The 15,713-nt window shown below is 62.6% G+C and carries 11 protein-coding genes; 4 read left to right on the top strand and 7 right to left on the bottom strand.

Features of this window, described 5'->3' with window-relative positions; genetic code table 11:
• Positions 1 to 703: 703 nt before the first annotated feature.
• The 5 genes from ACYOEI_RS39145 to ACYOEI_RS39125 form a co-directional block, all read right to left on the bottom strand.
• On the bottom strand, positions 704 to 1,912 hold the full coding sequence (locus tag ACYOEI_RS39145; protein ID WP_462855978.1) for a leucine-rich repeat domain-containing protein: 1,209 nt from the start codon (positions 1,910 to 1,912) through the stop codon (positions 704 to 706).
• A gap of 187 nt (positions 1,913 to 2,099) precedes the next feature.
• The gene (locus ACYOEI_RS39140) at positions 2,100 to 3,305 is read right to left on the bottom strand and encodes a leucine-rich repeat domain-containing protein (RefSeq protein ID WP_462855977.1); all 1,206 of its coding nucleotides are present in this window, start codon (positions 3,303 to 3,305) and stop codon (positions 2,100 to 2,102) included.
• Positions 3,306 to 3,546: 241 nt separating this feature from the next.
• A complete protein-coding gene (locus ACYOEI_RS39135; RefSeq protein WP_462855976.1) occupies positions 3,547 to 5,184 on the bottom strand; it encodes a hypothetical protein in 1,638 nt (545 codons plus the stop codon).
• Between the two features lie 171 nt (positions 5,185 to 5,355).
• Entirely contained in the window at positions 5,356 to 6,282 is a 927-nt protein-coding gene (locus ACYOEI_RS39130; protein WP_462855975.1) for an ABC transporter ATP-binding protein, read from the bottom strand.
• A gap of 356 nt (positions 6,283 to 6,638) precedes the next feature.
• Positions 6,639 to 9,197 carry a cellulase family glycosylhydrolase gene (locus ACYOEI_RS39125; RefSeq protein ID WP_462855974.1) on the bottom strand — a complete coding sequence of 853 codons (2,559 nt, stop codon included), beginning with the start codon at positions 9,195 to 9,197 and terminating at the stop codon, positions 6,639 to 6,641.
• Between the two features lie 824 nt (positions 9,198 to 10,021).
• Here ACYOEI_RS39125 and ACYOEI_RS39120 point away from each other — a divergent pair.
• From ACYOEI_RS39120 to ACYOEI_RS39105, 4 genes are all read left to right on the top strand, one after another.
• On the top strand, positions 10,022 to 11,998 hold the full coding sequence (locus tag ACYOEI_RS39120) for an APC family permease (protein WP_462855972.1): 1,977 nt from the start codon (positions 10,022 to 10,024) through the stop codon (positions 11,996 to 11,998).
• A 69-nt stretch (positions 11,999 to 12,067) separates the two neighbouring features.
• Positions 12,068 to 12,463, top strand: coding sequence for an NAD(+)--rifampin ADP-ribosyltransferase (gene arr / locus ACYOEI_RS39115; protein ID WP_462855971.1), 396 nt, complete (start codon positions 12,068 to 12,070; stop codon positions 12,461 to 12,463).
• Positions 12,464 to 12,518: 55 nt separating this feature from the next.
• A complete protein-coding gene (locus ACYOEI_RS39110) occupies positions 12,519 to 12,953 on the top strand; it encodes a hypothetical protein (RefSeq protein ID WP_462855970.1) in 435 nt (144 codons plus the stop codon).
• A gap of 287 nt (positions 12,954 to 13,240) precedes the next feature.
• Positions 13,241 to 13,570 carry a hypothetical protein gene (locus tag ACYOEI_RS39105; protein ID WP_462855969.1) on the top strand — a complete coding sequence of 110 codons (330 nt, stop codon included), beginning with the start codon at positions 13,241 to 13,243 and terminating at the stop codon, positions 13,568 to 13,570.
• A 55-nt stretch (positions 13,571 to 13,625) separates the two neighbouring features.
• Here ACYOEI_RS39105 and ACYOEI_RS39100 read toward each other — a convergent pair whose 3' ends face one another.
• Together ACYOEI_RS39100 and ACYOEI_RS39095 are read right to left on the bottom strand one after the other, a co-directional pair.
• On the bottom strand, positions 13,626 to 13,967 hold the full coding sequence (locus ACYOEI_RS39100) for a DUF4180 domain-containing protein (protein ID WP_462855967.1): 342 nt from the start codon (positions 13,965 to 13,967) through the stop codon (positions 13,626 to 13,628).
• A gap of 129 nt (positions 13,968 to 14,096) precedes the next feature.
• Entirely contained in the window at positions 14,097 to 14,855 is a 759-nt protein-coding gene (locus tag ACYOEI_RS39095; protein ID WP_462855966.1) for an alpha/beta hydrolase, read from the bottom strand.
• Between the last annotated feature and the right edge of the window lie 858 nt (positions 14,856 to 15,713).

Raw genomic sequence — 15,713 nt, 5'->3', positions numbered from 1 at the left:
TCCCGCCCACCCCGCCAGGGGGTTTGGGATCGCCTCGAGGGACGCCCGCCGTGCCGCACGACCGGACACGAACCGAACGCCCAGGCGCACCGCGATCGGCCGGTCGCGCCCTCACGGCCGGGACCAAGCTCCCGAGACCGTTCATATCATCAAATCATCACAAATCGGCCCGTCGACGACTCGATCGCGGCCCCGACGGCGTGCGGATCATCCGCCGCCATCGACCGCGCCTCTCGAAGGCCGAATTCTCCGAGCAGCCAAGGCTGTCCGGGCAAGTCCCTTGAGGACCCGCGTCTCTCGACGCCGAGGGCGTCCGACGTTCCGGCCGCCCCGGCCGTTCGCACGAGCTATTGGGAAATCACCAACCGTGGCCGGAACGGACATGCGTTTTCAGATTTTTTCCCGACGCTCGGCGGCCAGGACACGAACTCGTTTCAAAGAGAAGACTTAAGAAAAACCAAATCCTCGTTACAGGTCGGCTCCGTCCCCCGATTGCCTGGCCGTAGGACGACTCCGTCCCACGGACACCGCGTACCAACAGCCGAACGGCAGGGGACGAAGCGCCACGGGCGTGGAACTCCGTCAGTCCTCGAAGCCCGTGGCTGCGGACATTCCTATCAACCCATCATTCGACAAGATCAAGCCACCACTTCGGGCCGAGTGGGAAGCCCTTCGAGAGCCCTAACGTCGCACGGCATCCGCCTCAAAACCCCATCCGAACGTACCTCGTCTGGGGGCGGACTTTTTGCGCAGCCTGGATGCCCGCGTTCGTGACGGCCGTGCCACCTACTGCGATTTGCTCGCACGCACCGAGCCCTTTCAGGCGGGCGATTCCAGTGTCGGTGATCCGTGTCTTTTCCACGAACAGCAAGGAGAGCTTGTTCAAGCCGGCCAGGTGCTTGAGCCCTTCATCAGTGATCGCCGTACGATTCAGGTGAAGGTTGTTGAGATTCGTCAATCCGGCGAGGTTTGCAAGCCCGGCGTCGGTAATCTTCGTCCCGCTCAGGTCGAGGTGAGTGAGAGATTTCAAACCCTTCATGCGGGCCAGTGTCTCGTCCCCAATCCGGGTGTCCACCACATAAATCTCAGTCAACAATGGCATATTTTCAATACACTTCATTCCCGCGTCGTCGACCGGCGAAGAGTTGATGCTCAGCGACTTCAGGTTCGCCGGATACGGGAAGGTTGACAGGTCGGCGACCCCGGTATGATGGAGATTCAACCAATCAAGCTTTGCCATATTTCGGAAGGTACCGAGGCCGGCCGACGTGATCCGGGGAGAATGGATCGAGAGCATCTTGAGGTTCACGAGCCCCTCCAGCGGGGCCAATCCCGCATCAGTAATCTCGGAGACCCAACCGGCCTGGAGCCACTCGAGGGACGTTAATCCTCGCACATGGACGAGGTCGGCATCGCCGAGGGCTTTGTAGGGTAGTTCGAGCCGCTTGAGCTTCGTCATCCCGGCGATGTGCTTCACGCCGGCGCCGGTCACGCCGGTGAAGCTCAGGTCCAGGGCCTCGATCTCGGTGAGATGGCGAACCCGAGCCAGCCCTGCGTCCGTCACGCCCGCGGCACCGTTGAGGCCCAGTTTCTCAAGAGAATAGAATTGGCCGACCTTGGCCATCATCTCGTCATTCCCGTTCGGCCCCGGGTAGACTTCTTTCACCTCGTCAAATAGATCGAGCGAGAGCGGGCCGAGCAGCCAACCCGACACTTTTAGCAGGAGTCCCGAATCCCCCCGCCTCCCGGGCCGCTGCGAATCATACTCGACCGCTCCTCCCGCTTTCCGGATTTCCGCGACCGCGTCACGCTGACCCTTGGCGCGTCGGACGACCCATCCGAGTCCGCTCCCCACGATCAAGACCGCCACCATCATCAAACGCACGCTCAGTCGAACTTTTGGCATTTTCATTACTTTAATCCCTCTTATTTTCTCTTAATCACAACCCATGCAGTTCGACGCCAGGCCACACTTCGTGGCCGACGAGACGAGTCCGCATCGATGGGTCGTGAGCCGTTCGCTTCCATCGAATGATGACGGATACCTACGCTCCGAACGTGGCCACCAGAGAAAGGAGACACTTTGAGCTGCACCCGTGTCAATTCCCCACGCCGAAGAACTTCACGCGAGGACGCAACTCCTGCGCGGCGTGGACGCCCGCGGACGTGACCGCCGTCTTGCCCAACACGACCTGTTTGCACGACTTGAGGCCCTTCAGGCAGGCAAGCAGTCCGGCGTCCGTGATCCGAGTCCCTTCCACAAACAGCAGCTTGAGCTTGTTCAAGCCGGCCAATTGCGTGAGCCCCTCATCACCGATCATCGTCTCATTGAGCTCGAGATCCTCGAGGTTCGTCAATCCCGCGAGATTGGCGAGCCCCGCATCGGTGATTCGCGTACCACTGAGTCTGAGTCGAACGAGGGACGCTTTATCCCGCAGGAGGGCCATAGTGCCATCACCGACATTGGTGCCCTCCAGGTAAAGATCCGTCAAATTCCGAAATCCTGCAATCGGCCTCATCCCCACATCGTCGATCGGCGAAGAAGTGAGGCCCAGTGAGTCTAACTTCGTCAGGTGCCGGATGGGCGCGAGGTCGACAACCTTCGTCCGGATGAGATTGAGATGTCGAAGTTTCACCATCTTGCGCAAGGAATTGAGGCCGGTCGACGTGATCCCGGGGGCATAGAGCGAGAGAGTTTCGAGGTTCACGAGCCCTTCCAGAGGCACCAGCCCCGCGTCGGTCAGCGTCGAATTCCAGCCGCCCTGGAGCCACTTGAGGGACGTCAATCCTCTCAGTTGGACCAGGTCGGCATCACCGAAGGATCGGAATGGCAGTTCCAACCGCCTCAGCTTCGTCATGCCGACGACGTACTTCAAACCGGCACCGCTCACGCCGCTCGCACTCAGGTCCAACTCCTCGATCCCGGTGAGACTCCGCACGCGAGCCATTCCCAAGTCCGTTATACCGGAGTTGAGACTCAGAGCTTCAAGGGTATTGAATCGTCCAACCTTGGACATCAGTGCATCCTTCGCCTTCGGTCCCAAGTGGACCTGCTCGACGTCGTCGAAATAGTCGAGCAAGTGTGGACCGAGGAACCGACTCGAGATCCTCAGCAGGAACCCAGAGAACGCCGGCCGATCCGGCCTTTGCGAAGCATAGACGACCGAACCTCCCGCCTTCCGTATCTCCGCGACGATCTCGCGTTGGCCGTTGTCGAGTCGGATGACCCATCCGAGCCCGCATCCCACGATCAGAACCGCCACCATCATAAAGCGCAAGCTCAGGCGAACTCTCGCCACTTTCATGATCTTAAGCCTTGCTCGATTTATTTTATTTAATATATTTACAATACAAAAAGTGATCACAAACCTCGAGTGGTGGATCGTGACCAGATCTTCGGTCGTGGTGATAGAGCCAGAGGTCGGCAGGACCGTCTCGCACTGGCAGCCGTCGCCGAACGAACGTCGCGACCTGCCAGTGCGGGAGGGTAGAGGACGCCTCGAGAACTTCCCAGGTCGGTCCGGGCCGAGGCGATGGGAGGGCGAATCAAGCACCGTCCAGGGCATTGGTCAGGGCCGGCCCCCGGTCCTTGGCGAGTTCCTTCTCCCGTTCGTTGAGCCGCACCGTGCGATCAACTTTGCGCTGGGTGACCACGAGGAGGAAATTGAACAGGAACGCGAACGTGATGGGAGGGGCGAGGGCGGCGAGTTGGATCGTGTCGGCGTTGGGGACCCTGCCAAAGCCGGAGGAGAGGGCGATCCCCGGAAGGGGGCTGAGGGCGAGGATCGGCAGCGTCCTCTCCTGGGAATTCGGCGCGTTGCCCATGCCGATGATCGCGCCGACGAGCATCGGGACGAGCCAGGCCAGGAAGAGGAAGAGGGTCGTCAGCACCAGGCCCGATCGCCGGGTCCGCAGCGAGAAGAACTGGAGCCCGAGGCCGACATAAGCGACCGTCAGGACGCCGATGGCGATCGGCCGGGAGTGGATCGACTGCCTCAAGGCCAGCCATGCCTTGTCGTCGAGATTGGCCCGCTCGACGACCGTCGGGTCGGGATTCATGGCGAGGTTGAACATGTCAGGCACGGGAGGCCTGCCGATGACATGAACGACCGCGGTCGTGCCCGCCAGGACGATCGCGCAGAGCGCGAACAGGGCAATGCGATTGCTCCCCGCGTCCGACCAGGGGCTCGGCCGGCGCTTACCCTCGCGTTCGGCCCGGCGCAATCCCTTGATGTACTCGCCCGAGTCGGGCGTGATCGTCACGGCCAGGAGCATCGCCACGACCGAGAAGACATAGACCGCGGCAATCATGATCGCATCGGCGGGCGTTAGCTCGGTCGGAGGGAGCGGCCACATCAGCCTCGCGACATCCCAGAGGCCCCCGATGGAAAGGACGGCCAGGGTCATCATGCAGGCCAACGCTTGCAGCTTTGTATACGAATGGGTCCGCTCCGCCTTCGTCTTGCGGACCACCGCCAGGCCGAGGAAGCCGAACAGCGGCACCTCGTAGATCAGGAGCCAGCCCAGCCAGGGGAGCATCGCGCCGCAGAAGTTCAGCCTGGGAGACTCGTCGAGGAGCCAACGCGTCCCGAAATAGATCCCGAACGACCCGAGGTAGCTCAGGAAGAGCATGAAGAAGACCGTCACGATCGTGCCGTGCATCGAGCCTCGAGGCTTCTTGCGCGTCAGGCATCCCAGCATCGTGACCGCCTGGGCAAGCCAGGTGGTCACCAAGAACGCGACCTCGAGTTGCGCGAACCAGTGGATCCCCTTCCAGGGGTCGTTAACGTCGACGAGGTGGGCGCTGAAGAGTGCGAACGGGAGGCAGATGGCGGCGAGAGCGTACTCACGGATCGGCGCCCCGAAGAAGAAGCCGAGGGCGATCACGGCCGGCGGCAAAGGAGAGACGCGATGGTAGTCGAGGATGCCGGTCTCCCGCGCCCCCCCGAGCGAGGAGTTGATCTGGTTCGACCCGCCGAAGGTCAAGGCCAGGATCTGAATGCCGAGCAGCATCGCCACCGCCGACGTATTGCCGACCCAGGGGACGTTGATCCCCATCCACGTGATGCAGGCCGCCAGCACAAGCACCACCACCCCCCAGGGCAATGCCTGCCCAGGCCGAAGCCTCGAGCGCACATGCTTGATCAGGATCGGATTGTCATACACGATCTCCGCCACACCCATCGCGACCGCCTCCCCACACGGATTTTTTAGCCACGGATTGAACACGGATGAAACACGGACAATTTTGATCTTTTAACTACCGATAATAATTTTTATAATTTAATTCCTGTATTATCCGTATTTCATCCGTGCTCAATCCGTGGCTAAAAAATCCGTGGCCAAAAAGAAATCTCAGGAAAGCTCCTTGGCCCCAACCTTGAGGAAGAGCTCTTCAAGCCCTTCGCGCCTCCTCGAGAACGAGGCAACCCTCACGCCGCCCCGGACCAGCGACGAGAGCAAGTCGCTGGCCTGTTCGGTCTCGCCGCGGTAATGGATGGAGAACGTGGCCCCTTCACGCTCGACCGCGCCGGCGAGCGGGTCCCCCTCGACGATCGACCAGAGGGCCCCGGGATCGCCGAGGATTTCGACGACCAGGACCGTCCCCTGAGTGAGTCGGGCCTGGACCTCGGCGATCGTCCCGTTGACGACCATCCGGCCTCTTTCCATGATCGCGACCGACGTGCAGAACTCGGACATCTCGGCCAGGATGTGCGACGAGATCAGAACGGTCTTCCCCATCGCCCCGAGCGACTTCACCACGTTCTTGAGGTCGATGCGCCCCTGGGGGTCGAGGCCGCTGGCGGGCTCGTCGAGCATCAGGACCTGCGGATCAGGGATCAGCGTCTTGGCCAGCATCAGGCGCTGGCGCATCCCCCTCGAGAGCTCGACGACCATCGCGTTCCGCTTCTCGGACAGCCCGACCAGCGCCAGCGAGCGGTCGATCACCCCCCGCCGATCGGATCTCGGGATCGAGTAGCTGGCGGCGAAGAGGTCGAGGAACTCCCAGCACATCAGGTCGTCGTACATCGGCGGGAAGTCGGGCATGAATCCGACGACCCGACAGGCATCCTTCGGATTTTCGCGCATGTCGACGCCGGCCAGCTCGATCTCGCCGTACGTCGGCTCGATCAGGCCGAGCATCGCCCGCATCGTCGTGGTCTTGCCCGCGCCGTTCGGTCCGATCAGGCCGCAGACCTCGCCCGCGCCGACCTCGAGCGAAAGGTCGCGCACCGCGCAGAAGGCATCATAATCGACGCGAAGGTCGCGCACCCGGATCATCGCACCGGACTCCTCGGCCCTTCAATCATCCATAACCCGCACCACAATAGAGCATACCGTCATGGCCAACCAGGCCCACCCGGCCACACCATGATCGTCCTTGGTGGATAGGCGCGGGGGACATCGAGGGCGTCTCGCGAGTAGTTCGCCGCCGGAGGGAATTCATTGAGGTGGGATCTGCGATTTGCAAAGGACGAGTCGCGGACGACTTGGGATACCAACGTGAGGGAGGACTCGTCGGGAGCACGGTCGCCCACCTCGGGCGCAAGCGTCACGGTGAAAGGGGCAAGGGCAGGATCGGTCGGGTGGGCCGACCCGGTCCTGCCACGCCCCCTCGGTCGATGTCGCTAGACGTTTCAGGAGGTCCTTCGCCGGATCGTCGCCACGCCGGTACTATCGGCGATCGTGGCGCCCGAGGGTTGCGACAGGATGAGTGAGAACGTCGAGTCGGGCACGTTCGCCGACTTCCCGAGGATCGGCACGAGGATCGTCAGCTTGGTCTGGCCGGGCTGGAACGTCAGCGTGCCGCTCGTCGCCTGGTAGTCGGTCCCCGCCTTCGCGGTGCCGTCGGCGGTCGCGTAGCGGATCGTGATCGTCTGGGTGCTCGCCGCCGACAACGTGACCGTGAACGTGGCCACGGGCGTGGAGCCGGCGAACGGAGACTCGATCGGCGTCAGGAGGTTGATCTTGTTCTGGTTGACCGTCTTCCAGTCATCCTGCAGGATGCCGCCGGTGTCGCCCGAGTTCGGGTTCCACGACCACCATGTCCAGCTCAGCCCGGCCTGGCCGGCCGCCAGGTCCGACTTGCCGTCGAGGTTGAAGTCGCCGCCCAGGTACTTGACCAACGTGCTCGCCCAGAGCTGGTCGGATTGCGTCTGGAGCGTGCTGCCGAACTCGCCGAGCAGGACCGGGGCGATGTTCTGCTTGTACAGATAGCCCCAGTTCTTGTCCCAGATCGCCGCCAGGTTCTTCGGGTAATTCGGGTCGGAGAACCAGGACTGGGGGTAGACCGAGGCCGGGTAATCGTGCGGCGAGTAGACGACCCGGTTCGCGACGTTCAACCGCACCGGGAAATCGCCGGCATTCGAGAGGTTTCCGCCCCACCAATCGCTGCCCGATTTGCCGTTCTCGACCCCTTCGACGATGATCAGCCAGTCCGGGTTGATCGCCAGGATGGCGTTGCCCGCGCGCTCGGCGGCGAGTCGCCAGTCATTCGGGCCGCCGCCTCCCCAGTTCGCCGGACCGTGCGGCTCGTTGGCGAGGTCGCCGCCGATGACCGTCGGATTGCCCGCGTAGTGCTGGGCGAGCATCGTCCAGTCGGAGATCCAGCGGCTCTCGGGATAGGCGCTCGTGTACCACAAGCCCGACCCCTCGGCCCCCGCGCCGGCCTCCGACCGGTGATGATCGAGGAAAACTCGCATGCCGATCTGACCGGCGTAGGCCACGATCTTGTCCATGATCCCCAGGCCGTTCAGGCCCTGGAGGTCGGGGTTCAGCGAATAGTTGATCCCCTGGGGCTTGCTGCTCGCGTCGAAGAGCTGGTCCGAGAACGGCAGCCGGATCGTGTTGAACCCGAGCTGCTTCATCTGGTCCATCATCTCCTGATAATTTCGCGCCCAGAGCCCGTCGGGGGCGTAGTTGGCCGTCTCCATGCCGAACCAGTTCACGCCCGCGATCTTGACGGCCTGGTTGTTCGCGTCGAGGATCTGGTTCCCCTGCGTGTGGAAGTAGCCGACCGCGCCCTGGGCGGCGGTCACCTGCACGGTGGCGTCGGAGATGGTTGTCGACGGGACGACCACGGGGGTGGGGTCGTTGTCCACGATCGTCACCGTGGCCTGCCCCCGCGCGATCGTCGCGCCCGAGGCGCCGGAGATCGTCACGGCGAATGTCTCATTGGGCTCGTCGAGGAGGTCGCCCTTGATCGTCACCGGGATCGTCTTTTGCGTCTGGCCGGGCGCGAACGTCAGCGTGCCGCTGGCCGCCAGGTAGTCGGATCCCGCCTTCGCGGTGCCGTCGACCGTCGCGTACGAGACCGTCACCGCCCGGGTCGACGCCTTGGAGAGACTGACCGTCAGCGTCGCCGAGACGTTCTGGGCGTCCCCCTCGGTCACCGAGACGTCGTCGATCGAGAGCGTCGGCGGGGTCGTGTTCGTCGAGCCGATCGCAACGCCGTTGAGGATGTATCCCGACGGCGCCGGGCTCGCGCTGCCCGAGGCGACGAAGCCGAAATTGACCGACTGCCCCGCGGGAATATCCTGGTTATAGTCCAGATGGGTCACCACATAATGGTTCCCCGTATGGCTGACGATCGACGCATTCCAGATCGACGTAATCGTCGCCGGAGAGTCGAACGCGAGCGTCCAGCTCTTCACCGGGCTCGTGCCGGGGTTCGCGATCGTCACCGAGCCCTGGAACCCTCCTTGCCATTGGCTCGTCACCGCAAACGAGGCCGTCGCCCGGGCGGCGTTCGGGTCCGAACCCGGGCTCGTCGTGACCTGGCCCGCCCCCTGGAACACGAAGTTGGTCGGACGGTCCCCCGAGCTCCCCGCGCCCGCGACGAATCCGATCGACACCGCCTGCCCCGCGCCGATCGTGGCGTTGAAGCCGGCATTGTTCAGGACGTAGTGGCTCCCCGTGTGGCTGACGATCGACGCGTTCCAGAGATTGGCGATCTGCCGAGGGTAGTCGAACGAGAGCGTCCAGTCCTTGAGCGGGGTCGCCTCGTCGTTGGTGATCGTCACCTGGCCCTGCAAGCCGCTCCCCCAGTCGTTCACGGCCGAATACGCGACGACCGGCAACCCATCCCCCACCCCCGACAAGGCCAACCGCTCCTCGAGCCGGTCCCATGCCGGGACCACCGAACGCTTACGCCCCGACACCCGCCGGCCCGACCTCGACTCCCGAGAATTCGCCATCGTGGGGACCTCCTCAAGGTGCATTCTTGGCAGAAGAACCTTAGCCACCCAGCGATACTATGCAACCACGCATGCATTGACAAGCGGCGTTTCGCAATCACCACACGAGTCAGGACACAAAGCGCAACCATCAATCGAGACAAATCGTACCCCGTCAAGCCTTGATCCGGGGTGTGCCATGGCCGCTCTCGTCATCATCGGACGCTCGAGACCGCACGCACATCACCCCGAATATGTGGAGCACTAATGCTCTCGGAGCCGAGCGAAACCCGCGGGGCAGGAGGAACCCACCCATCGCGTGACCTATACATCATAATTCATACAAATCAATGTCTAATTTTGTACAGATCTAAAATTTATTAATATATCTCGTGAAATAACATTTTCGAGGCGACTCTCGAAAAACGCTTCCCGGAACCGCCCTTGGTATTCGCAACTCTCCAAAGTGGCTCTCTCCAACACTTCACGAACCAACTGAAGTGCGGTTCCAACTTTAGCGGGTGTTCGACTTCTCGCGGCGGCCTCGGGTGTACGTGCTCCCGGGGTCGCTTTCGGTGACGTGCTCGCTGGATGCGGTGGCGCATCGGGCGAGGGTGGTGGGGGAGTGGGCCGAGGCCATTGCCCCGAGGGCCGCGAATCGCGTTGCCAGTCGACAACCAAACCCGGAATCCGTTAAGGAATTCGGTTTTCGCCTTTTCAAGCCAAAACGTCGACACCGCCACGCACTTTGAACAGGAACAGATTCCCCGCGACCGTCAGCCCGGTTAACCTGGCTTTCCCCAACGTCTTCGTTAGGGTCAACTCAGACGGATCGGGTACGAATCATGGCGCAGGCTCTCGCTCCCAAGCCCAGCAACGGAAAAACCCCTGCGCACGCTTTTCGAGAGTGGTTGCTGGAGGGCCAGACCAAGGGGATCAAGGGGCCGGCCAGCAAGCCAAACGCCCAGCACGAGCATCCGTGGTGGCAGGTCATGTGCCTGACCGGGGTCGACTACTTCTCCACCCTGGGATACCAGCCCGGCATCGCTGCACTTGCTGCGGGTGCCCTCTCGCCCATCGCGACCCTGATCCTGGTGCTCCTCACGCTGTTCGGCGCCTTGCCGATCTATGGCCGTGTCGCCCGAGAAAGTCCGCACGGCGAGGGCTCCATCGCCATGCTCGAGCACCTGCTCGCCTGGTGGAAGGGGAAACTCTTCATCCTGGCCCTGCTCGGCTTCGTCGCCACCGACTTCATCATCACCATCACCCTTTCGGCCGCCGACGCTACGGCGCATATCGTCGAGAATCCGTTCTCGCCCGCCTTCCTACGCGGCCACGAGGTCGGCGTCACCTTGACGCTCGTTGCGCTGCTCGGTGCCGTCTTCCTCAAGGGATTCAAGGAGGCGATGGGTATCGCGGTGGCGCTGGTGGCGGTGTACCTCGCGCTCAATGCCATCGTGGTCGGTTATGGCCTGGCCAGAGTGGCGAGCCATCCCTCTCTGCTCGTCGAGTGGAAGGGGCGGTTGTTCACGGCCCATGGCAACCCGCTGGCGATGCTCGGCATCTCTCTGCTGCTCTTCCCCAAACTGGCCCTGGGCCTCTCCGGATTCGAGACCGGGGTCGCCGTCATGCCGCTGGTCCGAGGCGAGCCCGCGGACTCGCCCGATCTGCCCGAGGGTCGCATCCGTCACACCCGCAAACTCCTGATCGCCGCGGCGCTCATCATGAGCGTCTACCTGCTCGCGAGCAGCCTGGTCACGACTCTCCTGATCCCTCCCGCCGAGTTTCTCCCGGCCTCGGAAGGTCATGCGGCGGGCAAGGCCAACGGCCGGGCACTCGCGTACCTGGCGCACAGGTTCTTCGGCGAGGCGTTCGGTACCGTATACGACCTCTCGACCATCCTGATCCTCTGGTTCGCTGGAGCCTCGGCGATGGCGGGATTGCTGAACATCGTCCCACGCTACCTGCCGCGCTTCGGGATGGCTCCGGAGTGGACCCGCGCCGCGCGGCCGCTGGTCCTGATCTACACGGCCATCGCCTTCGCCGTCACGCTGTACTTTCGCGCCAGCGTCGACGCCCAGGGCGGGGCCTACGCGACCGGCGTCCTCGTCCTGATGACCTCGGCGGCGGTCGCAGTCACCCTCTCGGCTCGACGTCGCGGGGCGAAGGGGGCGGCCGCCGGGTTTGCCGTCATCGCCCTGGTCTTCGCGTACACGACGGCGGTCAACGTCGTCGAGCGGCCTGACGGAGTGAAGATCGCGGCCTTCTTCATCACCGCGATCGTGGCCGTCTCGCTCATCTCGCGGGTCTGGCGGACGCTGGAATTGCGTGTGGACCGGGTCGAACTGGACGGCGAGGCGCGGCGGTTCATCGCCGAATCTGGGGAGGGCGACCTGCACCTGGTCGCCAACCATCCCGACGCCAGGGACGAGGAAGAATACGAGGGCAAGGATAGCGAGGCCCGCGAGGACTTCTACATCCCGGCCGAGCAGCCGATCCTCTTCCTCGAGATCTACGTCCGGGATTCGTCCGACTTCTCGGAAAACCTCAAGGTGCGGGGCGTCGACGTCGGCGGTTACCGAGTCCTTCGCGCCGAGGCGACGGCGATACCGAATGCGATCGCGGCGTTGGCGCTCTACCTCCGCGATGAGACGGGTCGCCGCCCGCACGTCTACTTCAACTGGACCGAAGGCAATCCACTACTCTACCTAATCCGCTACGTGCTCTCGGGCCGCGGAGACATTGCCCCGATAACACGCGAAGTTTTACGCGAGGCCGAGCCGGACAAGGAGCGGCGACCCGCCATACACGCAGGAATCTAATCGCCCAGGAGGCGAGTCGTCGCTGCTAGTATCGAGGTTTGCGAAGCGATTCCATGACGAGGTTTGCGTATGCCTGTTCTGGACGGCGGCCCATTCTATCACGGCACGAAGGCGCATCTGCACGCCGGCGATCTGCTGATGGCCGGCTACACCTCAAATTACGATCCCAAGGTCGTGATGAACCACATCTACTTCACGGCCTTGGCGAAAGGGGCAGGGCTCGCCGCCGAGATCGCCAAGGGCGACGGGAAGCCGCGGGTCTACCTCGTCGAGCCGACGGGAGAGTTCGAGAACGATCCGAACGTCACGGACAGGAAATTCCCCGGCAACCCGACGCGGTCGTACCGAAGCAAACAACCTCTGCGAGTCATCGGGGAGCTCGAGAGTTGGGAACTCTACGACGAGGAATTCATCCAGAAGCTCAGGAGCCGCATCGGAACCGGCATGGGCGAAATCATCAACTGAGGGCCGTCGCGCGGGGTGCGAGGGAAGATAAAGACGACCGCAAAAGGACAGGCTAATGGCTGATGAATTCGAGGGATACCGCCTCAACGACATCACGTACTGCATTGATCCTCGGACGAGCGATTTCTTCCCCGTGCGCGTCGTTAAGTTAGGGCGCAAGTTCCTGGACGTAGAACCACTGGATAATGAACTGGCGACGTCAATCGCACCCGAGTTCAAATCGGACAAAGGGAACCGGCGATTTCTGCGGCCGAAGCTCCCGAGCGACTCGCGCTTCGGCGGATGTGACGAGCGTACGGTGAATGCCGAGCGATTAACTGGGCAGGAACTGCGAATCCTTCCGTATCATTACTGGACGTACACCGGAAATGAAATAATCGAGCGCCACAAGGAAGACCCGACCCGATGGCCAATGCCGACGGGTGTCGTGTACGAGCGCTGGTTCAAAAGGGTATTGCAGAACCGGGGCCGCGAACAGCCAGAACGGTAGCCTTGTGAGGCGAACGATCCGCTCGGCCATCCCTCCGAGGTTTGTAACGCAGCGGCCCCGAAGCACTCACCTTACTGACGCTCGAGTGAGCTGGTAACTGAGCGCGTACCCTCAGGTGTCATCGGAACCTGATCCGTCGTGACGGTTTCTGCTGTGATCGTAGGCGATCGGACCTCAAGGGGCCGTTGAGGCGGGTCTTTTTGCGAACCCATCGTCGCTCCCATGTGTCATGCGCGCATCCCAAAGATGCGGTCCACCGAGTTTTGTCTTCGGCGGCGGTGGAGGAGATGAAGTTCATCGTGCGGAAAGGGTTATCTGCGAAGGCTCTGCGTGCGTCTGTGCCGACCAGTTACCGTTCGCTCCTGCCCAACCCTTTGTCTGACGGGCCACACACCTTGTTGCGGTTCCGCAATGACAACGGGGAGGCTATCCTATCTCGGACTGTCGGTTCCGCGCTTGCCAAAGCTGCCGATCCGAGTGAAGCGCTGGTGGCGGTCGGCGGATGCTTCACGGCCGAGGGACTCGAGTTGCTCCAGGCGAGGCAGGCGGTGATCCTCCGTCTAAATGACTTCCATTGGACGGACGAGAGCTACACAAACGTCTATGATCACCTCTGAGGAACTTTTCTTGCATCTGCAAAGCCCAGATGGAAACCAATGCTCGGCGCCGTCTTCATGACCACCAAAATGAAGTACATGTGGATGGCTCAGCGATCCCATTAGGGGGGACTTGGGTCGGGTCGGCGAAGCGGCTGCTAGATCGATCAAATCCGCCTACCACGGCCAAACCCACTCGGTACTGCCGCAGCTTCTGGAGGATGGAGCCAGCCTGGCCGGAGCTGAGGTCGAAGAAGCCGGCGGGCAGGTTCTCCGCATACAGGATAGCCGAGCGGGCACCGGTCGCGAAGCAGGCTTCGAGGACGAGGTCGACATCGCCGGGGCCGAACATGAAAGGGGCGTCGGGTTGGCCCTCCTCGATCGTCAGTCCGCCGTCTTCGAGTGTGCTCAGTTCCATTACAGGCTCCGTGGCTCGTTTTTGGGCTCTCGATTCCAACAGGGATGCGTCAACCACATAGGACACGTATGGATCGTCGGCCGGTTCACTTTGTCGTTGCCAGCGGCATCGATCTGCGCGAGGTGAGCCTCATGGCTTCGCGATTTTCGATCGCATGAACTCGGCCATATGCCGGACCGCCTCGCGCGATTCCGGCAGGCCCCTGATGTGGAAGACATGCACCATTCCCGGCCAGACTTCGAGGGTGACCGGGACGCCATCGGCCCGGGCTTTCTGCGCAACGCGAACGCTGTCGTCGCGGAGCATTTCTTCTTCCCCGACCTGGATCAGCAACGGGGGGATACCTCGATAGTCGCCGAAAACGGGCGAGGCCAGCGGGTTGCGAGGATCGGTTTTCCCGAGATAGCGAACTCGAAACTCAGGCATCGTCTTCGCGCTGAGGATGGGGTCGTCGACCGTCTTCAAGGATTCGCTGGCGAGCATGAAATCCGTGGCCGCTGAAATGGGGATGCCGCCGGCCGGAAGCCTTCGCTTGCGGTCTCGCAGGGCCAGCAGCGTCGCCAGGGTCAGATTGCCGCCGGCGGAGTCTCCTGCGATGAAGGTCGCCCTCGCCGGTGCAGGGCCCGTCGGTCCGTTCGCGGTCAGCCAGTCGTGCGCCGTGATGCAATCCTCGAGCCCCGCCGGGAAGGGATGCTCAGGCGCCAGCCGATAGTCGGGCAGGAGTACGGCACAGCGGGCCTCCCGGGAAATCTCGGCCGCGAGTTGCAGGTAGCCGCCCCCGCTCCCCGAGACCCAACCGCCGCCGTGCAAATAAAGGAGCCGCACATCGGCCTCCGCACCGGGGGCCAGGACCCACTCGCACGGGATCTCGCCGATTTTGGTGCGCATGAGCCGCACTCCCTCGACGGTCGGCTCTGCACGCGATCCCATGCCGGCCCGCAGGCGGTTGAGGTCGAATGAGACGGCGCCGAATGGGGGGCTTTTCCGCCGGCTCTCGAGGAACGCGCGACCTTCCGGCGAAACCACCCGCGGCTTGCCGACGCTCACTTCCGGCGAGGGTGGTTTGTCGTCCGCGGCTTGTGCACGGATAGCGAGGACCAGCATTAGAGCGAGAGCAATACGGATCATCTCGAACCTCCGATGACAACGAGACCGCCATGTAATAGTCGGATCCCGAAGGATACGGGACAACCGCCAAGCAGAACACAGCCACGGGACACGTGCATGCGGTCACCGCGTGGGCCGCCGAAAACCGCCCGGTCCTCGGCACGGCGAGCGTTGCTCGTCGAGCAGGGCGTGTCGGAGTTGGGGCAAGTGGCGGTAAGGAGGCCTCTTCCACTTCCTCAAACGGCGCGACGGGAGCGACGTCGGTGTGCTCGAGCTGTTGCGGGCGGAGCTGGGGAGGAGTGAGGCGGTTCAGGATAGCGAGAGCCTGACGGAGGAATGAGGCGAGACCATCGCCCCGAAGTCCGCGAATCGCGTTGCGAGTCGACAACCAGACCAGGAGGCGGGTGATCGAGACAACACAGAAACAAAAATAGCAAACCAATAAAATCTCACACTTGGCACACTTGGTGTCAGACCTAGTTTCTAGTTTTTTGTGATGGCGTCACACTTGGTGTCAGACCTAGTTTCTAGTTTTTTTGTGATGGCGTGGCGACGTTCGATGGCCTGTCCAGTTCGTCCTCCATCCGTTGATAATCCAGGCGGACTTCGGCGTCGGACGACAAGAACGACGCGTAGCGT

Source organism: Singulisphaera rosea, from assembly GCF_054877945.1.
Note: the sequence above shows the minus strand (reverse complement) of the source record. Positions and strands in the feature narration are given on the sequence as shown.